Annotated in this window: 16 protein-coding genes; 10 read left to right on the top strand and 6 right to left on the bottom strand. The window is 67.4% G+C overall.

Features of this window, described 5'->3' with window-relative positions:
* Positions 1 to 46 precede the first annotated feature (46 nt).
* The 5 genes from C8J26_RS14710 (at position 47) to C8J26_RS14690 (ending at position 7,111) form a co-directional block, all read left to right on the top strand.
* Positions 47 to 2,959, top strand: a complete 2,913-nt coding sequence (locus C8J26_RS14710) for a TonB-dependent receptor (protein WP_244185329.1) — start codon at positions 47 to 49, stop codon at positions 2,957 to 2,959.
* A complete protein-coding gene (locus tag C8J26_RS14705; RefSeq protein WP_107959026.1) occupies positions 2,959 to 4,227 on the top strand; it encodes a histidine-type phosphatase in 1,269 nt (422 codons plus the stop codon). Before C8J26_RS14710 ends, C8J26_RS14705 begins: the two co-directional genes overlap by 1 nt.
* A gap of 60 nt (positions 4,228 to 4,287) precedes the next feature.
* Positions 4,288 to 4,608 (top strand): hypothetical protein, encoded by a 321-nt coding sequence (locus C8J26_RS14700; RefSeq protein WP_056415468.1) that lies wholly within the window; start codon positions 4,288 to 4,290, stop codon positions 4,606 to 4,608.
* A gap of 203 nt (positions 4,609 to 4,811) precedes the next feature.
* Positions 4,812 to 6,488 (top strand): catalase, encoded by a 1,677-nt coding sequence (locus C8J26_RS14695; RefSeq protein WP_425275413.1) that lies wholly within the window; start codon positions 4,812 to 4,814, stop codon positions 6,486 to 6,488.
* 65 nt (positions 6,489 to 6,553) lie between these two features.
* Positions 6,554 to 7,111: an ankyrin repeat domain-containing protein gene (locus tag C8J26_RS14690; RefSeq protein ID WP_107959025.1), complete on the top strand. Its 558-nt coding sequence runs from the start codon at positions 6,554 to 6,556 to the stop codon at positions 7,109 to 7,111.
* A gap of 150 nt (positions 7,112 to 7,261) precedes the next feature.
* On the opposite strand, the gene C8J26_RS14685 is transcribed toward C8J26_RS14690, so the two are convergent.
* The 6 genes from C8J26_RS14685 to C8J26_RS14660 all read right to left on the bottom strand — a co-directional run bounded on the left by C8J26_RS14685 (position 7,262) and on the right by C8J26_RS14660 (position 15,924).
* Complete coding sequence (locus C8J26_RS14685; protein ID WP_244185328.1) at positions 7,262 to 9,961, bottom strand: TonB-dependent receptor plug domain-containing protein; 2,700 nt, start codon at positions 9,959 to 9,961, stop codon at positions 7,262 to 7,264.
* A gap of 712 nt (positions 9,962 to 10,673) precedes the next feature.
* The gene (locus C8J26_RS14680; protein WP_107959023.1) at positions 10,674 to 12,110 is read right to left on the bottom strand and encodes an NAD-dependent succinate-semialdehyde dehydrogenase; all 1,437 of its coding nucleotides are present in this window, start codon (positions 12,108 to 12,110) and stop codon (positions 10,674 to 10,676) included.
* Between the two features lie 128 nt (positions 12,111 to 12,238).
* Entirely contained in the window at positions 12,239 to 12,712 is a 474-nt protein-coding gene (locus C8J26_RS14675; protein WP_107959022.1) for a nuclear transport factor 2 family protein, read from the bottom strand.
* Positions 12,709 to 13,776, bottom strand: a complete 1,068-nt coding sequence (locus tag C8J26_RS14670) for a glycosyltransferase (protein ID WP_107959021.1) — start codon at positions 13,774 to 13,776, stop codon at positions 12,709 to 12,711. The genes C8J26_RS14675 and C8J26_RS14670 overlap by 4 nt, the downstream gene beginning before the upstream one ends.
* A complete protein-coding gene (locus tag C8J26_RS14665) occupies positions 13,773 to 14,702 on the bottom strand; it encodes a galactosyltransferase-related protein (protein WP_107959020.1) in 930 nt (309 codons plus the stop codon). The genes C8J26_RS14670 and C8J26_RS14665 overlap by 4 nt, the downstream gene beginning before the upstream one ends.
* A gap of 220 nt (positions 14,703 to 14,922) precedes the next feature.
* Entirely contained in the window at positions 14,923 to 15,924 is a 1,002-nt protein-coding gene (locus C8J26_RS14660) for a LacI family DNA-binding transcriptional regulator (protein WP_107959019.1), read from the bottom strand.
* 156 nt (positions 15,925 to 16,080) lie between these two features.
* Here C8J26_RS14660 and C8J26_RS14655 point away from each other — a divergent pair, with 156 nt between their 5' ends.
* Genes C8J26_RS14655 through C8J26_RS14635 form a run of 5 tightly spaced genes read left to right on the top strand, consistent with a single transcriptional unit; the run spans position 16,081 to position 20,794 of the window.
* Positions 16,081 to 17,289 carry an MFS transporter gene (locus tag C8J26_RS14655; protein ID WP_235516843.1) on the top strand — a complete coding sequence of 403 codons (1,209 nt, stop codon included), beginning with the start codon at positions 16,081 to 16,083 and terminating at the stop codon, positions 17,287 to 17,289.
* On the top strand, positions 17,286 to 18,350 hold the full coding sequence (locus C8J26_RS14650) for a sugar phosphate isomerase/epimerase family protein (RefSeq protein ID WP_107959018.1): 1,065 nt from the start codon (positions 17,286 to 17,288) through the stop codon (positions 18,348 to 18,350). Before C8J26_RS14655 ends, C8J26_RS14650 begins: the two co-directional genes overlap by 4 nt.
* Positions 18,351 to 18,367: 17 nt before the next feature.
* Complete coding sequence (locus C8J26_RS14645; protein WP_107959192.1) at positions 18,368 to 19,486, top strand: Gfo/Idh/MocA family protein; 1,119 nt, start codon at positions 18,368 to 18,370, stop codon at positions 19,484 to 19,486.
* Entirely contained in the window at positions 19,483 to 19,869 is a 387-nt protein-coding gene (locus tag C8J26_RS14640) for a c-type cytochrome (RefSeq protein ID WP_107959017.1), read from the top strand. Before C8J26_RS14645 ends, C8J26_RS14640 begins: the two co-directional genes overlap by 4 nt.
* 13 nt (positions 19,870 to 19,882) lie before the next feature.
* Positions 19,883 to 20,794 carry a hydroxypyruvate isomerase family protein gene (locus tag C8J26_RS14635; RefSeq protein ID WP_107959016.1) on the top strand — a complete coding sequence of 304 codons (912 nt, stop codon included), beginning with the start codon at positions 19,883 to 19,885 and terminating at the stop codon, positions 20,792 to 20,794.
* The last annotated feature ends 9 nt before the right edge of the window (positions 20,795 to 20,803 follow it).

The following is a 20,803-nucleotide window of genomic DNA, read 5'->3' as shown; positions in this document are numbered from 1 at the left end:
GAGGAGGTGCGGCACCATCGCCGCCTTCCTTGGGGGGATGAACACCGTGACGACCAATCGCCGGCGCCTGCGCCGATCGTTCGTGCTGGGCGCCGCCTTCGCTGCGCTGTCGACCAGTTTTCTCGCCACCGCCGCCAGCGCGCAGGCGCGTCCCGTGACCGTCCATCTCACCAAGCAGCCGCTCGGCAGGGCGCTCGAGGCGCTGGCCCGCCAGAGCGGCACCGACATCCTGTTCACTCCCGCCGCGGTCGCCGGGATGACCGCGCCTGCGCTCAACGGCACGATGCTGCCGCACGCCGCGGTCGAGCGGCTGATCGCCGGCACGCGACTCACCGTGCGTCGTGACCCCAATGGCGCGTTGCTTGTGGCCGCGACCGTTGCTCCGCCGCAGACGGTCGCGACCGCGTCGCGCCCCGATGACACCGGCCCAGCCGAAACCGCCGACGTCGTCGTCACTGGCTATGCGAGCAGCCTCACCACCGCACTCGCGCAAAAGCGCAAGGCGACCAACGTCATCGACGTCGTCAAGGCCGAGGATATCGGCAAGTTCCCCGCGCAGAACATCGCCGAGGCTTTGCAGCGCGTCCCCGGCGTCTCGATCGTCCGCGATCGCGGCGAGGGCGTGTTCGTTCGGATCCGCGGGCTCGGCGCCAATTTCCAGGTGGTGACGCTCAACGACCGCTCGGTCGCGGTGAACGAGAATGTCCGCGACAGCGGCCAGAGCGGGCGCCAGTTCCGTTTCGACACGCTCCCCTCCGAACTCATGTCCGCGGTCGAGGTGATCAAGAGCCCGCGCGCGAGCCTCGACGAAGGCGGCATCGGCGGCATCGTCAACCTGCGCACCTTCCGCCCGCTCGACCTGAAGAAACCCGTGCTCGCGCTGTCGGCGACCGCCAGTTCGCCGCGGCTCGCCGGTGCGGTCGATCCGCGGCTGTCGGGCATGGCGAGCTGGGCAAGCCCGGACGGCAAGTTCGGCGCGCTGATCGCGGGCGTCTATGACGAGCGCACCACGCGGCAGGACCGCATCACCGGCGTCGGCTGGGCGGACGGCAAGATCGACACCGACGGCAACGGCTCGCTCGACAGCGCGACGATCCTGATCCCCACCGCGATCCGCCCGACGCTCGAACGCGAGAATCGCGACCGGATCGGCATCAACGGCGCGGTCCAGTGGAAGCCCGACGACCGGTTCGAGCTGAACGTCGACGGGCTCTGGAGCCGGCTGAACGTCGCCTATGACGAGCTGACCTATTCCGCGGCGGACGGATCCAACCTGCCGCGCGGGATCGTGCCGGGCAGCGCGGTGATCGAGAACGGCGTGCTGACCGGCGCGACGACGACCGCCTCGACCACGCAGATCGGTCGCGAGACGTCGGTGCTCCAGTACAAGAACTGGCTGGTCGGCACGAACGCCAAGTGGCAGGCCGGCGGCTGGACGATCGCCGCGGACGGCAGCATCGGCCAGGCCTATTCGAACACGCCCGAGCCGATCTACCGCACCCGCCTGCTCGGCACGGTCGGCGCGACGACGTTCGATTTCGGCAAGGCGGGCGACCGGCTGCCCAACGTCACGCTGCTGAACGCCGATCTCTCGAACCCGGCGCTGCTGCCCGGACGGCGGATCGAATACCGCGTCAACGACTCCAAGGACCGGGAGCGCGCCGCCAAACTCGATGTGACGCGCGACCTGACCGGCGTCGTCAGCGCGCTGCATGCGGGCGTGAAATACCAGAAGCGCACGCGCGCCTATGATCGCCGCGACATCAACTTCACCAGCGGCATCACGGGCAAATATTTCGACGCGAGCTATTTCGTGCCGTTCCCCGTCGACGATTTCCTGGATGGCGCGAAGGGCGATCTGCCCACTAGCTGGGCAATACCCGATCCGGCCAAGTTCCTCGCCGCCGCCACCGGCAAGGAGGCGCTGCTCGCCGCCCCGCTCGCGCGCGGCGATCTGCGCAACAGCTATGCGATCGGCGAGGAGATCGTCGCGGGCTATGGCATGGCCGATTTCGCGTTCCCGCTTGGCGGCGTCGCGGTGCGCGGGGATATCGGCGTCCGCTATGCCCGGACTCGCCAGACCTCGTCGGGCTATGCCGATGACGGCAAGGTCGCGCTGCCCGTCACCTACGACAAGACCTATGACAATTTTCTGCCCTCGCTCAATCTGGTCGCCGAGGTCTCGCCCGATCTGCAAATGCGCTTTGCCGCGTCGAAGGTCATCACCCGGCCATCGCTCGCCGATCTGGCGCCGCGCCTGACGATCAATTCGAGCCCGACCGTCCTCACCGCGGTCGGCGGCAACCCCGAGCTGAAGCCGTTCGAGGCGTGGCAATATGACGCCACGGCCGAATGGTATTTCGCGCCAGGCAGCGCGCTGGTCGGCGGCGCATTCTACAAGGCCATCACGACCTTCGTGTTCCAGCAGACGCGCGACTTCGTCCTCGACGGCCAGACCTATCGCCTGACCGCGCCCAAGAACGGCGGCGACGCCTATGTCGCCGGGATCGAGATCGCCTATCAGCAGCTGTTCAAGATGCTGCCTGCACCGTTCGACGGCCTTGGCGCGCAGGCCAACTACACGCACACCAAGACCGGCGGCACCTATGCGCTGGCGACCGGCGGCACGTTCCGCGATGCGCTGGTCGATGTCGCCAAGGACAGCTTCAACCTGACCGCCTTCTACGAGAAGGACCGCATCGGCGCGCGCGTCAGCTACAGCTGGCGCGGCAACGTGCTGCGCGACGTCGGCGGCGCCGGGCTCGCCGCGAACAACGACAGCGCGTTCGGCAGCCTCGACTTCGACATGTCGTACAAGGTGACGCCGAACGTCACCTTCGTCGTGCAGGGCATCAACATGGCCGGCGGCGTGCAATGGCAGTATGTCCGCGACAACCAGTTCGCGGGCTATACCGATTACGGCCGCACGCTCACCGCCGGCGTCAGGGCGAAGTTCTGATGCGGATCGCCTCGCTCGCGGCCGGCCTGGCGCTGGTCGCCTCGACGATGGCGGTGGCACAGACCCCGCCACCGCCGCCAAAGGACAAGCTCGAACGCGTCGTCATCGTCATGCGCCACGGCGTCCGCAGCGCGATGTCCAGCCCCGAGGAGCTCGGCCGCTACAGCCGCCGCGCCTGGCCGCGCTTCGCGGTGCCCGCGGGGCATTTGACCGCCAATGGCGCGACGCTCGTGACGATGCTCGGCGGCTGGTACGCCGCGTACTACCGGCAGCTGGGCCTGCTCGGCGCGAGCGACTGCGCGGTCTATTACTGGGCGAACCATACGCAGCGCACCGAGGCGACCGCGACTGCACTCGCCGCCGGCCTCACGCCGGGATGCGCGCCGGCGATCCACCAGTCCGCTGCGGCACCCGATCCGCTGTTCGAGGCGCCGCAGACGCCGCTCGCGCCGCTCGACGCCCCGCGGATGCTCGCGGCGATCTCCGCGCGTGTCGACGGCGATCTCGCGGCGTGGGACGCGCGGCAGACCCCCGACCGCGATCGGTTCGAGGCGCTGATGCTGCAATGCCGCCGCATCCCCTGCGCGTCGGCCGAGCGTGCGAAGGTCCAGCGCCGGCTCGGCGATACGCCCATCGCGATGCGGATCGACGGCGGCAAACCCGATCTCACCTCGCCCAGCCTGCAGGTCGCTGGCATCGCCGAGAGCCTCGTCATGGCCTATGCCGACGGGCTCGCGTTCGACGGCTGGCGCGGGATCGATGCGGCGACGATCGGCCGCGCGCTCGTCGTGCACGGTGCGGGCATCGACCTGCGCACCCGCACCCCTGAGGTCGGCCGCCAGACCAGCAGCTATCTCGCGATGCGGCTGCTCGCGACGCTCCAGCGCGGCGCCGGCGTCACCGCGCTGGCCGATCCGATCGGCGACGGCGAGAAGATCGTCGTCCTCAGCGGCCATGACGGGACGGTGACGATGCTCGCCGGACTGCTCGGCCTCGACTGGAAGCTTGGCGATTATGCCGCGGGCGAAGCGGCCCCCGGTGGCGGGCTCGTCTTCGAAGTCTGGCGTGTCGCCGCGACCGGGCAGCAGGCCGTCCGTATCCGCTACGTCGCGCAAGGGCTCGATCAGATGCGTCGCCGCACGCCGCTGTCGATCGACGCACCGCCCGAGATCGCCGCGATCCGCATCGCCGGTTGCGGTGATTCTTGCCCGCTGTCGGACTTCACGACGCACCTGCTCGCCAGCGTGTCGCCGGTCACGCCGCACTGACTGCCGCCCGCGCGTCGTCTTGCACTAGCCTGGACGCGTCAGCCTGCTAGGCGGGGCGACATGCTCAACATCCGCAGCGGAACCAGTATCGTCGAGGTCGACGGGGTCAAATATGAATGGCAGCTCCAGCGCGAGCCGCAATGGTCGGACGCCGACGGGTGGAAGGGCATGATGGTGTCGCTGGTGCAGAAGGACACGCAGCGCGCCGCGATCCTGGAGTTTCCGCCGCCGATGCGCCTGCTCAAGGGCCTGCAGCGCGGGCGCCTCCAGGTCAGCGACGCGCTCGTCGCGCGCGGCGTGCGCGCGGCGCTGGGGGCCGGCTGGGAACCCGAATCGCGCGGCAAGCCGATGGTCTTCACGGTCGACGCCGACGGCAATTGACGCGCCGCCGGGGCCGCGCGCGCTGACGAGTCCGGCCATGATCGATCGAGTCGATCGATTGCAGACATCCAGATTCCCCGTTTCGGAAGCCGCGATCGTTCGATCAAAGGACCTGACTTGCCGCACGTCCTGTGCGGGCATGCGTCGCCGTACGCGTGCACAGACAGAGGGTCCCGATGAAGAACTTGAACAGCCGTCAGGCGATGGCGGCGATGCTGCTCGCTGCCGCCTCCACCAGCGCCCTCATGGCTCCGGCCGCCGCGCAGACGATGCCGGTTGCCGACACGCAGGCCGAGACCCGGATGACCACCGCGGCCGCTCCGGTCAGCGCAGGCAAGCCCGCGCTCGCGCAGGCCGGTGTCGCCGGGACCGTCGATGCCAAGGGCGACGCAGGCAGCGCCGCAACCCCGCAGATGACTCGCGACAATGGCGCGCCGATCGGCGAGAACCGCCACTCGAAGGCGGCGGGCGACTTCGGCCCGGTTCTGCTCGAGGACACCACGCTGATCGAGAAGCTCGCCCGGTTCGATCGCGAGCGTGAGCCCGAGCGGGTCGTCCACGCCCGCGGCACCGGCGCGCACGGCGTCTTCACCGCCACCGCGGACATCTCCAACATCACCAGCGCATCGCTGTTCGCGTCGGGCAAGCAGACGCCGGTGTTCGTCCGCTTCTCGACCGTGATCCATCCGTCGGGCAGCCCCGAGGGGATGCGCGATCCGCGCGGCTTCGCGACCAAGTTCTACACCGATCAGGGCAATTGGGATCTCGTCGGCAACAACCTGCCGATCTTCTTCATCCGCGACGCGATCCAGTTCCCGGACATGATCCATTCGCTGAAACCCTCGCCGGTCACCAACAAGCAGGATCCCAACCGCTTCTTCGATTTCTTCTCGGCCACGCCCGAGGCGACCAACATGCTCGCGCACGTCTATTCGAACCTCGGCACGCCCGCGTCGTACCGCACGATGGATGGCAACGGCGTCCACGCGTTCAAGCTGGTCAACGCCAAGGGCGAGACGGTGTTCGCCAAGTTCCGCTGGATCAGCCGGCAGGGCGTGAAGAACCTCAACGGCGCGCAGGTCGCGACCGCGTCGTGGAACTATCTGACCGACGATCTCTATGGCGAGATCGCGAAGGGCGATTTCCCCGTCTGGGATCTGATGGTCCAGACGATGAAGCCGTCCGAGTTCGCCAAGCTCGACTATAACCCGTTCGACGATACCAAGGAGTGGCTGGGCGTGCCGTTCCGCAAGATCGGCGAGATGACGCTCAACAAGGTGCCGACCAACTTTTTCGAGTTCACCGAACAGTCGGCGTTCGCGCCCGCCAACATGGTGCCGGGGATCGAGGCATCGCCCGATCGCATGCTCCAGGGGCGGCTGTTCTCCTATTCGGACACGCAGCGGCACCGGATCGGCGCGAACGTGATGCAGCTGCCGGTCAACCGGCCGCTCGCCAGTGTCGTCAACAACAACCAGGACGGCCAGCTCGATCACGCCACGCGGACCTCGGACGTGAACTATTTCCCGGCCGCGACCGCCGCGAAATCGACCGATGCCCGGTACCGCGCCTCGACCTATGCGGTGGATGCGATGGTCGACGCCAAGCCGATCGCGAAGACCAACAACTTTGCGCAGGCGGGTGCGTTCTACCGTGCGCTGAGCGCGCAGGATCGCGCCGATCTCGTCACCAACCTGGCGGGGGATCTCAACGTCGTGACGTCGGCTCGGACGAAGACGATCATGGTCAGCTATTTCTACCAGGCGGACCAGGATTTCGGCACGCGCCTCGCGACCGCGGTCAACGTGCCGATGGCGGACGTTTCGCGCGCCGTCGCGGACTATCGCGCCGCCAATCCGGCGCAGACCACGCGTCGCTAAAGCGGGGCAGGGGGCGCGGCGTGGTCCGTGTCCCCGACCTCGTCGATCAGGAAACGAGACTCACGATGCTGATATTCTTCGCCGCGTTCGCTAGCCTCGCGGCCCCGCAGGCCGCGCCTGCCACCATGCCGGTTGCGCTGCCATCGCCGGAGCGCCGCCAGCAATTGCTGTTCGACGCCGCCCGGCTAGGTCGCACCGACATGATCGATCCGCTCGTCAAGGCGGGTGCGGACATCAACGCCTATGACGATCGCGGTTTCACACCGGTGATCCTGGCCGCCTATAACGGGCAGGCGGCGACCGTCGATGCGCTGATCGCCAAGGGCGCGAACGCTTGCCGCCCGGATCGCGACCAGGGCAACACCGCGCAGATGGGCGTCGCCTTCAAGGGCGAGGACGCGATCGCCGCGCGCCTGCTGAAGGCCGGCTGCGACGTCAATGCGCGCAACACCGCCGGCCAGACCGCGCTGATGATGGCCTCGCTGTTCAACCGCACGCATCAGGTCGACATGCTGCTGGCAGCGGGTGCCGATCGCACGATCCAGGACGCCGCAGGGCGATCCGCCAGCTCGGTCGCGGCGGACCAGGGCAACGCGCTGATGGCGACACGCGTCAAGCGCTGAGCCGCCAAACCCTGCCGCACGTGCCACCGGCACGTGCGGTCTTGCGACGGGGCCGCGGTAGCTGACGGGTATCGACCTCGGGCATGCCGCCGTTGCGATCTCCGGTAACCACGCGCGTTGACAGGGACGCGTAAAGCGCCCCTGTCCGGATCAGTATTTCACGCGCAGGCGCGTGTAGTAGAAGCCGCCGTTGAACCCGAACGGGCCACCTCCACGGGGATAGACCTGACCGTCGGACGTGCCGCCGGTGAGCGGGTAGAGCTGTACCGTGCTGTTCGCGGCGAGCCGGTCGGGATGCTCGTCGGTGAAGTTCTGCGCGCCGATCGACAGCGTGAAATGCTCGGCGAAGGTGTAGCTCATCTCCAGATCGGTGACGAACTTGCCGCCGAAGACCTGGTTGGGCGTCGCCCCAGTCACGACGCCGTTGGTGACGATGTTGGTCACGCCGTAATCCTGCGCCGCGGTGAACGAACTGTAGTAATTCTCGCGGACGTTGAAGCTGAAATTGCCCAGCGCCCAATTGGCGTTGAAGACGATGCGATGCTTCGGCGCGAGGTTTTCCGCATCGATCAGGATCGGGAAGTTGATGACGCGGGCGTCATAGTCGGTGACCTTGGTCTTGTTGTAGTTATAGGCGAGCGTGAAATTGAGCTGCGCCTCGCTCAGCTTGGTGCGGTAGGTGCCGACGACGTCGACGCCGCGGGTCCGCGTCTTGAAGCCGTTGGTGAAATACTGCACCTGCCCGTCGATGCCGACGGCCTGCAGCGAAGGTTGCGCTGCGAGATCCGCGGCGGTGACGATGAACGGCGAGGTCAGGCCGATCCGGTTGCGCAGGTCGATCTGATACCCATCGACCGTGACCGTGAGACCGCGGACCGGCTCCAGGATGACGCCGAGGCCGTAGTTGGTCGATTTTTCCGGGGTCAGCGGCTCGGCCCCGTAATATTGCGCGGGTGCGCTGCCGACCGGATAGGTGCCGGCCTGGAACGCGTTGCCGCCGTTGAACGACGTCGTCACGATCGAGACGTTCGACTGGCCTGGCGACGGTGCGTGGAAGCCGGTGCCGACGCTGCCGCGAACCGAGAAGCCTTCGACGAACTTGTAGAGCGCGTTGACCTTGCCGACCCAGGCGCTGCCGAACGTGTTGTAATGCTCGTACCGGCCCGCCGCGCCGACCGTCAGCGCGTCGGTGATATCGGTTTCGAGGCCGACATAGGCGGCATAGGCCTTCTGGTCGAAACTGCCCGCGGTGGCCGGGCTGGTACCGGCATAGCCGCTGGCGCCGACGCCTTGCGCCGCGGTCGTGCCAGAGAAGGTGTACACCCCCGGCGCGGTCAGCGTGTAGAGTTGCTGCGCGACGGCATAGGGCCCCGCGCTATAGGATTGCAGGTCGCCCGCGGTCTGTTCGTAGGTTTCCTTGCGGAATTCGCCACCTGCCGAGATCGTCAGCGGCGCCGCCAGTCCGACCTCCGCCGCATAGGTGAAGTCGGCGTTGAAGTTCACCTCCTTCTGGATCAGGTCGCCGAAATCGAAGCTCGTCTGCGTCGCCGGCCCGTAGGAGAAGTTGGCCGAATTATACATCGACAGAGACAGCTTGTTGCGCGCCAGCGTGCCCGAGAGGTCGTAGGTGAAGTCGCCGCTCGTGCCCTTATAGCCCAGCACGCCATAGAGTTGCTGAGTCTTGCCGACGAAGCGCGGCGTGAAGCCCGCCGGATACAGCTGCCCGAACTTGAACGTGTTGCCGTCGCGCACGAAGCCGCCGCTCGGGCAGGTCGCGTTGCCGGCGGGGCAGGGGGTGAGGAAGAACGTGTTGTTGAACGCGCCGTTCGCGTTCTGATTGCGCACGACGCCGTTCGTGTCGACCGCGGTGCTGCTCACCGGGGCGCGATAGTTGAAGCTCTGGTTGCCCTTGCTCTCCGCAAAGTTGCCGAAGAAATACAGCTTGCTGTCGGGCGTGACGTTGATCGCCGCGTTCAGCACCGACTTGAAGCCATGCGAGGGCGAATTGCCCCAGATCTGCACCGGCAGCGGATAATTGGGCAGTTGCGATGCCAGCGCGGGGAAGTTCTGCGCGAAGTTCGCGGCCGACGGGCGAGTCCGGCCACGGCTGGTCTGTCCCTCGTCGACATATTCGCCGGTCGCGTTGATGAAGCCCCAGTCGCCCTTGATGCCGGCATTGCCCGCGATCTGGTAGCTTTCGCCGTCGCCCGCATAATATTGGCCGAGGCGCCCGACCAGTTCGATCCCCTGATCCTCTCGCAGGCCGTAGTTCAGCACGCCCGCGATCGCATCGGAGCCATATTGCGCGGTCGCGCCTTCGCGCAGCACCTGCAGATTGCCGATCGCGAGCGACGGGATCGCCGAAATGTCGGGCCCCTGCGCGCCGCGGCCGAGCCCGGTGTCGCTGCCGCCATAGACCTGCACCAGCGCCGATCGATTGTAGCGCTTGCCGTTGAGCATCACGAGCACCTGGTCGCCCGACAGCCCCCGCAGTGAAGGCGAGCGCACGAAGGTCGACGCGTCCGAGATCGAGTTTTGCCCGGCATAGAAGGAGGGGACGATGTTCTTGAGCGCATCGATCATGTTCGCAGCGGGCTGCGTCGTCAGGTCGGCCGAACTGATGATGTCGACCGGCGAGGGCGAGTTGGCGAGCGTCCGGTCGGTGCGTCGCGTGCCGAGGACGAGGATGTCGCCGGCCGGTTCGTCCTCGACGGGTGCGACGGCTTGCGGCGTCGTGTCTTGCGCCGGCGCCGGGACGGCGTCCTGCCCCGCACCTGCGACGGCGGCATAGGCTGGGGATCCGGACAGCAAGGCGACCGCCATTGCGACGGTTGAGGTCGTGTATTTCATTATCCTAAGCCCCTTTAAAAGTAGCCGTCAGGATCCGCCCCTAATGCGACCTCGCTTTGGACCGCCGATTGCGTTCGGCGTGGCTGCGAGTGTCTTTGTAATCGGTGGCGCGCGTGCGGCGCGGCTCGGGCTGCAGCCCAATGAGCCCAGCTGTCCGCGGCAAGGCGCGTGGCAGCGGGCGCTGCACGGAGAGATTTGTCGAACCGGCGGGGCGCGCGGCGGAGCGCACGCGGTCCAGACGCCGATGGATGAGATACCGATGGGTAAAATGGGGATTGCCGGCGGGAATTGCCGTGAGGGTCGCAGACCCGCGCATCAACCCGCCGCGACGCATCGTAGTGCCGGGACGGCGACGGGAAGACAGATGGCAAAGCGCAACTCGAACCCCCTTTTCCGGCATAGCGACGATGCGCTGCGATCCCCACCGAGGGATCACCCGGCGGGAAACAATATTGCAACAATTCGCCATAGTGGGGGTATTATTACAATCTAAAATGCGTCCGGACTGAACGGTTCTGATGTTTTGTTGCAATTTTGTCTCAAGCCGTGGCGCCCGGCAGGCTGCGCAGCCTAGCGCGCCATGCGGTGCGATCGCCTGGGCGCGCAACGAAAAGGGGCTTCCGTCCTGGGACAGAAACCCCTGCGTCACGCTTGCCTATTGCGGTCGCTCGGGGGCGCCGAACTTGGTCGCCCCCGTCAATCACCGCCCGGGTCAGCTGATATGCACGGCCTTGGTGATCAGATGCGCGGCGATGCCTTCGGGACCATCCTCGGATCCGTGGCCGCTTTCCTTCACCCCGCCGAACGGGCTGTCCGGATAGCTCAGCCGGACGTTGTTGATCGCGATCATGCCGGCTTCGATCGCATCACCCAGTATGTTCTGGCGACGACCATTCTCGGTGAAGCAATAGGCCGCCAGCCCGAACGGCAGACGGTTGGCCTCGGCGATCGCCTCGTCGTCGGTTCCGAAGCGGCTGAGCAGCGCGAGCGGCCCGAACGGCTCCTCGTTCATCGCGCGTGCCGACAGCGGCACGTCGGCCAGCACCGTCGGCTGGAAGAAGAAACCACCCTGGCCGCCATATTCGCCACCCGCGAGCAGCTTGGCGCCGTGGCTGGTCGCGTCGCCGACCAGCTCTGCGATCGCATCGGGGCGGCGAGCATTGGCCATCGGGCCCATCTGGCTGGCCGAATCCATGCCGTCGCCGATCTTCAGCCCGCGCGTCCGCTCGGCAAAGCCTGCCGCGAACCGGTCGTAGATGCCGTCCTGGACATGGAAACGAGTCGGCGCGACGCAGACTTGCCCGGCGTTGCGAAACTTGTGCGCGACCAGCGTGTCGAGCGTCTTGTCCAGATCGCAGTCGTCGAACACCAGCACCGGGCCGTGCCCACCCAGCTCCATCGTCGTGCGCATCATCGTATCCGCGGCGAGCTTCATCAGCGCCTTGCCGACCGGCACCGATCCGGTGAAGCTCAGCTTGCGCGTGATCGGCGAGGCGAGCAGCTGGCGCGACACCATGTCGGGCACGCCGAACACGCACTGCGCGACGTCGCCGGGCAGCCCCGCATCCTGGAAGCAGCGCATCACCTCGACCGCGCTGCCCGCGGTCTCCTCGGACGGCTTGATGATGATCGAGCATCCCGCCGCCACCGCGGGCGCGATCTTGCGCACGACGTTCATGATCGGGAAGTTCCATGCGCAAAACGCTGCGACCGGCCCGACCGGCTGGTGCAGCACCAGGCTGCGCGACCCCGACGGGCGCGACAGCACCCGGCCATAGATTCGCTGCGCTTCCGCCGCGTGGAAATCGAGCAGCGCGGCGGCGAACGCGACCTCGCCCTTCGCCTCGGCCTGGATCTTGCCCTGTTCGAGCGTCGCGATCCGCGCGATGTGGTCGCCGCGCTCGCGCAGCAACTGCGCGGTCCGGACCAGGATCGCCGCGCGCTTCTCGGGCGGCACCGCGCGCCACGCGACGAACCCGCGCTGCGACGCCTCGAGCGCGCGGTCGAGGTCTGCGGCGCTCGCGAGCGGCAGTGCCGCCTGGCCTTCGCCGGTCGCGGGGTTGAGCACGTCGCGCGTTTCGCGGCCTTCGCCGCTCAGCCACTCGCCGGCGATATAGAGGCCGAGCTTGGTATCATAGGCCGTCGTCATGGGTCGTCTCCGTGGTTGACGTTGGATCGGATGTCGTTGGCCGGGGTCGCTGCGATAAGCCCCGGCGCGCAGGCTCGGGATCGTGCGTGGCAATCTCCGGACCGGTCGAGCGCGGTGCCATCCGCAGGCTACAGCCCGAGGTCGGTAAGCCCTGGATGGTCCGCGGGGCGAACCCCGGTGCGATCCCAGTGGAACAGCCGGTCGCCCGGCGCGATCGCCACATCGTTGATGCTCGCATGCCGTTCGCGCATCAATCCATCGGCATCGAACGCCCAATTCTCGTTGCCATAGGATCGGAACCAGCGACCCGCGCCGTCCTGCCACTCATAGGCGAAGCGCACCGCGATCCGGTCGTCGGTGAACGCCCAGAGCTCCTTGATCAGCCGATACTCCTGCTCGCGCACCCACTTGTCAGTCAGGAACGCCTCGATCGCCGCGCGGCCGGTGAGGAAGACGTCGCGGTTCCGCCACACGCTGTCGGGCGTGTATGCAGTCGCGACCCGCGCCGGATCGCGACCGTTCCACCCATCCTCCGCCGCGCGTACCTTCTGCATCGCGGTTGCGGCGGTGAACGGGGGTAGTGGCGGCCGAGGATCGGTCATGACGGTTCCCTTTCTCTACAGGCGTCGCTGTATAACGCCTCGCATCGATCGAGCCACCGGTCGCGCGTGAACATCGCCTCCACGCGCGCACGCTGCGGCGCCCGGGGTGCGTGCCGTGCAGCAGCGATCGCCTCGGCGAGTGCCGCGACGTCACCGGTCGGCGCCAACCATCCCGCATCGCCGACGATCTCGCGCACCGCACCGGTGTCGAACGTCGCCACCGGCAGCCCGCACGCCATCGCCTCGACCGCGACCAGCCCGAACGGCTCGTCCCAGCAGGGCGTGAACACGAATACCGACGCCCGCCCGATCGCCGCGGCCAGCGCAGCCGCCTCCAGATGCCCGCCATAGCGGATCCTTCCGTCGAGCAGCGGCACGACGACGCCGTCCCAATAGGCGCGATCCTCGACCGGTCCGAACAGCGTCAGCGGGACCTGCGCGATCCTTGCCGCCTCGATCGCGAGATGCGGCGCCTTGTCGGGGGTCATTCGCCCGCACCACACCGCGCTGCCGTCGCCCTGCGCGACGAACGGCCAGGCGTCCGGCGCGATGCCGTTGTGCAGCACGGAGACCTCGGGCGGCGCGCCGTCCGGCCACCAGGCGTCGCGCTGGCGTGCCGAGGTGGTGGTCAGGCGGTGGTTCGGCGTCGCGCTCGCCTGCACGAACCAGCGCAGCGCATCGTAGGGCGGGACGTGGAGCGACGTCACGGTCGGCACCAGCGCGGTCCCCGCCGGCTCGAGCGGAAAGCGATGCAGGCTGTTATTGTGCACCACGTCGAAGCCGCCCGTAGCGATGCGGTCGCACGCCGCTGCATAACCGGCATCGAGATGCGCGATGAGTGGCGCGAAACCGCGATGCTCGGCGTCGGGGAAGGTCTTCTCGTAATGCTCGGCAATGACCGGCTGAATCGAAAACCGCGGATCGCTGTCGCCCGAGGCGAACAACACGATGTCGTGCCCGCGCGCCTGAAGCCCCGCGGCCAGATGCCAGCACTGAGACTCCATACCCCCGGCAAAGGGCTGCGCGATCGGCTGGCGGACATGGCAAAGGATCGCAATCCTCATTCGGCGGCTGCAGCTTTCTCGGTGGCTGCGAGCCGGTCTTCGAGCAAGCGGATGACGGTCGCGGTATTGGCATAGGGCTGGTGGCTCTGCTGCCCGGTCAGCGCGAGATCGGCCGCGTCAGGCCGCCGCAGGATGCGGATCGGCCGCCCCGGCGTCATGTCGATCAGGTCCATGAGGCGGAAGGCATGGAGCCAGTGGCCCATCGTCCGATAGCCCCATTTGCTCTCGAACAGCTCGGCGTTGCGCACGACGCTGTCGAGATGGTGGACCGGCGGCATGTGGTGGGGGTGGTATTGGTGATAGGCCAGCGCGCCCTTGACCCAGGCGATCGGGATGCCCGCCGCGTCGATCGCCTTGCCGAAATCGGTATCCTCACCGCCATAGCCGACATAGCGTTCGTCGAAACCGCCCAGCCCGAGGAACGTCGCGCGCCGCATCGCGAAGCTCAGCGACCAGAAGCAGCGATAGTCGGTGCAGATCTCGATGCCCTGGGGCGGGGGGCCGCGACGGTCGGAATGCTTGACCGAGACCTCGGCGAACCGGTCATACGACCAGTCGCCAGCGGTCGCACCGCCCGGCAGATACAGCACCTCGCCCATCAGCAACCCGTCGAACCCGGCGAGGAACCCGGCATAGTCCGCGACCAGAGTCGGCGTCGGGATGCAATCCATGTCGAGGAACACGATCACCTCGCCGGTCGCGACGCGGGTGGCGGCGTTGCGCGCCGATGCGAGCGGGAGCAGGTCGGCGACGATCTGGATCTGGCGGATCGGAAACGGCGCGTCGGGAAGCACGTAGAGCTCGTCCTGCATGACCGCGACGATCAGCTCGGTCGGCATCAGCGTCTGGCGCGTCAGGCCAAGCACGACGTTGACGAGATGGTCGGGGCGCCCCTTGCCGAGGGTGACGACGGAAACTTCGGTCATGGCGGTAGCTCTGCTTGAGTAGGATAGGGTGGCCTGCGCCACGGTAGGTCGGTGACCAGCACGACAGCGGCACGGGCGGTGGCCCGTCGGGTTTCGCAGTTGATCTGTTCGGCATCGAAAACGACGCGATGGCCGAGATGGTTGCGGCGGGACGCTGCAACGCGTGCGATACGCCGTTTGCCCGCCGGCAAGCGGCTATAGCGCTTTCGGTCGAGCGCGATCAGCGGCGGGGTGCGGCGGTGCTGGCGCGGACGATCAGCGTGTGGTCCAGCGTGACCTGTCGGGCCGTGCTGTCGCCGCCGCGCAGGATGTCGACGAGCAGCTCGACGGTGCGGCGGCCGATCATCCCCTTGGGCTGCGCGATCGTCGTCAGCGGCGGCTGGAAATAGCGCGCGAGCGGCAGGTCGTCGAACCCGATCACCGAGATTTCGCCCGGGCAGGACAGCCCCGCATCGCCGATCGCGCTGAGTGCCCCCATCGCCATCTCGTCGCTGAAGCAGAAGATCGCGGTGACGCCCTGCGCGATCAGGTCGCGCGTGTGGTCGATGGCGGACCCTGCGGAATAGTCGCCGACGGCGATGTGCAGCCTGTCGCGCAGGCCCGCGCGCTCCGCCGCGGCGATCGCGCCGGCGAGGCGGTCGCGGCTGATCGGGCTGATCTCGGGGCCGGTGACGACGCCGATCGACCGGTGACCCAGCCCGATCAGGTGGTCGATCGCATCCGCGCTCGCGGCGGCATTGTCGATATGCACGCTCGGGACGCCGAGATCGGCGCTGTATTCGCAGCCGTTGACGATCGGCGCGGCGGTCCCTTTGCGCGCCAGCAGCGGCGCGAGGCGAGCAGGCAGGCGGTGGCCGAGGAAGATCAGCCCGTCGACCTCGCGGCGCGAGAGCATGTCGGCATATTGATCCTCGACCTCGGGATCGTGCCGCGTGTCGCCGACGACGACCGAATAGCCCGCATCGCGCGCGGCTTCCTCGGCACCGCGGATGACAGTGGCGAAGAACGCGTTGGAGATGTCGGGGACGGTCAGCAGGATCTTGGCGGCGCGCAACGTCCGCAGGCTGCGCGCGGCGACGTTAGGGGTGTATCCCGACGATTGCACGATCGCGAGCACGCGCAACCGGGTCTCCTCCGACACCTGTTCGGGGCGGCTGAGCACACGCGACACGGTGGCGGTTGAGACGCCCGCTAGTGCGGCCACTTCGATGATCGTCGGCATCGAGCCGTCATGGATCGGCGCGTCGACCCTGTCGATCTATATCCGATGTAATCCTTTACATTCGTTTCGCGGCTCCGTAGCTTCGAGGCCGACAAGCAGTAAAACTGCGATCGGAGAGGAAATCGGATGGCCGTTGCAGATGATGGATCAAAGGCCATGACCGGGCCCCTGCTGACTGGCCGCCTGAGTGCCATGATGTTCATGCAGTTCTTCACCTGGGGCGCCTGGACCGTAACTTTGGGCCTCGTCATGCAGACCGTCGGGATCGGCAATCTGATCGGCAACGCCTTTTCGGTCGGGCCGATCGCGTCGATCGTCGGCTCGTTCCTGCTCGGCATGGCGGCGGCGCGCTACGTCAGCCCGCGGATGCTGATGGTGATCCTGCACCTCGTCGGCGGCGTGATCCTGTTCGCGCTGCCCTCGTTGATCACACCCGAGGCTGGCAGCGGGTTCGTCTGGCTGCTGCTCTGCTACATGATCCTCTACATGCCGACCGTCGGCCTGGCCAACACGATCGCGCTCAAAAGCTTCGGCGAGCGGACTGACAAGTTTCCGTTCGTCCGCGCGTTCGGGACGCTCGGCTGGATCACCGCCGGCCTCATCATTGGCTGGGCGGGCCTGTCGGCGAGCCCGGAGATCTTCCGCGTCGCGGCGGTCGTCTCGATCGCGCTGGGACTTTACAGCTTCACACTGCCCAACGTCGCCTCGGACGCGCCGCGCGACGAGAGCGTGCTCCGCCAAGTGTTCTGTGTCGAGGCGTTCGGGCTGCTCAAGCAGCGCTCGTTCCTGATCTTCATGACGTGCGCGACGCTCATCTCGATCCCGCTGGCGATGTATTACGCCTATGCCTCGCCCTATGTCGGTGCGACCGGGATCAGCAATGTCGGGGGGACGCTCGCAATCGGGCAAATGTCCGAACTCGTGTTCATGTTCTCGATGCCGTGGCTGTACCGCCGCTTTGGCGTGAAGCCGCTGCTGCTGGTCGGCATGGCGGCGTGGGCATTGCGCTACGCCTTGTTCGCGATCGGCGACGGCGGTGCGTCGCTCTGGGCGGTGTATCTCGGCGTGGCGCTGCACGGCGTGTGCTATGATTTCTTCTTCGTCGCCGGCGCGATCTACACGGGTACGATCGCGACCCCGAAGGGCGTCAACGCGCAAGCCCAGGGCATGCTGACTCTGTTCACTTACGGCGTCGGGATGCTGCTCGGGTCGCAGATCGGTGCGCTGCTCTACGCGCAGCTGCCCGCGTCGCCTACCATCGCCGACTGGCAGCATATGTGGTGGTATCCCGCGATCGCCGCCGCGGTGATCGCACTGCTGTTCCAGTTCACCTTTCGCGACGACACCAGGAAGATCGCAGCATGACCGGCATGAAGGGCCCCGGGATATTCCTCGCCCAGTTTCTTGGGGATGAGGCTCCGTTCGACACGCTCGACGGGCTGGCGAAATGGGCAGCCGGGCTCGGCTATGTCGGCGTGCAGATCCCATGCAATTCGCAGCTTATCGACCTGAAACTTGCCGCCGAGAGCATGACCTATTGCGATGAGCTTCGTGGCGGGTTGACCAGATACGGCATCGAAGTCACCGAATTGTCGACGCATCTGCAAGGCCAGCTCGTCGCGGTCCACCCCGCCTATGACACGCTGTTCGACGGCTTCGCGCCGCCCGAAGTCCACGGCAAGCCTGCCGAGCGGCAGCTATGGGCGGTCGAGCAGGTCAAGCTCGCCGCGCGCGCCAGCGCCAATCTCGGCCTGTCCGCGCATGCGACCTTCTCGGGCGCGCTGGCATGGCCCTATGTCTATCCCTGGCCGCAACGCCCCGCCGGGCTGATCGAGGAGGCCTTCGCCGAACTCGCGCGTCGCTGGACCCCGATCCTCGACGTGTTCGAGGAGGCGGGCGTCGATTGCGCGTTCGAAGTGCATCCGGGCGAGGACGTCCATGACGGCGCAACCTGGGAGCGGTTCCTCGCCGCGGTCGACAACCATCCGCGCGCGCGGCTGCTGTTCGATCCGTCGCACTTCGTGTTGCAGCAGCTCGATTATCTCGACTTCATCGACCGCTATCACGACCGGATTTCGTGCTTCCACGTCAAGGATGCCGAGTTCAACCCGACCGGGCGAACGGGCGTGTATGGCGGGTATGAGAACTGGGTCGACCGCGCGGGCCGGTTCCGCTCGCTGGGCGACGGGCAGGTCGACTTCTCCGCGATCTTTAGCAAGATGGCGCAATATGGCTATGACGGCTGGGCGGTGCTCGAATGGGAGTGCGCGCTCAAGCGGTCCGAGGACGGCGCCCGAGAAGGCGCACCGTTCATCCGCGATCACATGATCCGCCGGGGTGACCGCGCGTTCGACGACTTCGCCGCCAGCGGCGTCGACCGCGAGGCGATCCGCGCGCTGCTCGGGCTGTCGGGGGACCGGTCGTGAGGCGGCTGCGGCTTGGCATGGTCGGCGGCGGGGAGGGGGCGTTCATCGGCGCGGTCCACCGCATGGCGGCCGCGCTCGACGGCGACTGGGACGTGGTGGCGGGTGCGTTCAGCACCGATGGCGGGCGTAACGCGCGGACCGGGGAGCTGCTCGGGCTCGAGCCGCAGCGCGTCTATCCGTCGCTCGACGCGCTGATCGCACGCGAACGGTCATTGCCATCGGACCAGCGGATCGACGCGCTCGCGATCGTCACGCCCAACCATCTGCACGCGCCGATGGCGATCGCGGCGCTCGACGCCGGCTTCCACGTCTTCTGCGAAAAACCGATGGCAATGAGCGTCGTCGAGGCCGAGGCGATCGCCGCCGCCAAGGCGAGTGGGTGCCGGTTCGCGCTGGCGTTCACATATAGCGGCTATCCGCTGATCGAGGAGGCGCGCGCGCGGGTCGCACGCGGCGACTTCGGCGCGATCCGGCTCGTCCAGGTCGAATATCTGCAGGGCTGGCTCAGCCGAGCGATCGATACCGACGGCAACAAGCAGGCCGAATGGCGCACCGATCCCGCGCGCGCCGGGCTTGGCGGGTGCCTCGGCGACATCGGCACGCACGCATTCCAGCTTGCCGAGCATGTCTCGGGGCTGTCGGTGCACTCGGTGTCCGCCGATCTGACCACGCATGTCGAAGGCCGCCGGCTCGACGATGACGTAAGCGCATTACTCCGGTTCGAGGGCGGCGCGCGCGGCGTGCTCAAGGCGAGCCAGGTTGCGGCTGGCGAGGAGAACGGGCTGCGGCTGCGCATCCACGGCGAGCGCGGCGGGCTCGACTGGGCGCAGATGGAGCCCAACACGCTGACGCTACGCTGGCTCGATCGTCCGGCCGAGATCGTGCGGACCGGTGGCCCCGGACTGCACGACGGCGTGGCCGCGTTGACACGCACCCCCGCGGGGCATCCCGAGGGCTATATCGAGGCGTTCGCCAACCTGTACCGCGCCTTCGCCGCGGCGATCCGCGGCGATGACGATCGCTGGTGTCCGGGCGTGACCGATGGCCTGCGCACGATGCGCTTCATCGAGGCGGTGATCGCCAACGCGGGATCGGACCAGAAATGGACTTTAGTGACTCCGGGAGAGAATGAATGAAGCTGCTCATGGCTCTGGTTGCGGGAAGTATCGCGGCGGTTGCCGCGGTCACGGTGTCCGCGCCGACCACCGCCCAGTCGACCGCGACCTCGCCGCCCGCGTTCGCCGCGTGCCGCGCCTGCCACACCGTCGTGAAGGGCGGCCGCAACGGCATCGGCCCCAATCTCTACGGCGTGGTCGGTCGTGCCGCCGCAGCGGTACCCGGCTTCAACTATTCGCCCGCGATGAAGGCGTCGAAGCTGCGCTGGGACGAGCAGACGCTGAACGACTATCTCGCCGCGCCTCAGAAGAAGGTGCCCGGCACGCGCATGCCGATCGCCACCCCCGATCCGGCGAAGCGCGCGGCGATCATCGCGTATCTCAAGGCAGAGGGCTCGAAATGACGGTGATAGTCGCATGACGCTCTCGCGCAGGACGTTGCTTGGCGCCGCCGCCGCCGCGCCGCTGGTGCCGGGGATCGCCGCGGGGCAACGCCGCAGCAGCAATGCGGCGCGCTTCTCGCTGGCCTATGCGCCGCACGAGGGCAGCTTCGCCAGTCGCGGGGGGCGGATCGAACAGATCGCCTATGCCGCTGATCAGGGCTTCACCGCGTGGGAGGATAACGAGGCGGCGACGCGGTCGGTGGCCGAGCAGGAGCAGATGGCCAGGGCGCTCGCGCAACGCGGCATGACGATGGGCGTATTCGTCGCCAGCATGCCCAAATGGTCGCAGTCGCGGCCGTTGTTGGGGGCCAATGACGGCGCCGAGCGCGAGGCGTTGCTCGCGGATATCCGCGCTTCGCTCGACGTCGCCAAACGTCTCAACGCGACGCGGATGACCGTCGTCACCGGCTTCATGGACCCGAAGCTGCCGGTCGATATCCAGACCGCACGCGTGATCGACGTGATGCGGCGCGCGGGCGATATCGTCGCGCCATCGGGTGCGGCGATGGTGATGGAGCCGCTCAACACGCGGACCAATCACCCCGGCGTCTATATGCAGACGGTGTCGCAGGGCTATGCGGTCGCGCGCGGCGCCAACAGCCCGGCGGTCAAGGTCCTCGCCGACCTGTATCACGAGCAGATCCAGTCGGGGAACCTGATCGCGACGCTCGAGACGTGCTGGAGCGAGATCGGCTATATCCAGTTCGGCGACAATCCCGGCCGCAACGAACCATCGACCGGCGAGATCAACTTCGCCTCGATCGTGAAGTGGCTGAAGGCGAAACGCTACACCGGCGTGATCGGCATGGAACACGGCAATTCGATCGCCGGCCGCGCGGGCGAGGATCGCCTGATCGCCGCCTATCGCGAGATCGACGCGACATGAGGGGGAAAA

This window comes from Sphingomonas aurantiaca, assembly GCF_003050705.1.
Classification (GTDB): domain Bacteria; phylum Pseudomonadota; class Alphaproteobacteria; order Sphingomonadales; family Sphingomonadaceae; genus Sphingomonas; species Sphingomonas aurantiaca.
Note: the sequence above shows the minus strand (reverse complement) of the source record. Positions and strands in the feature narration are given on the sequence as shown.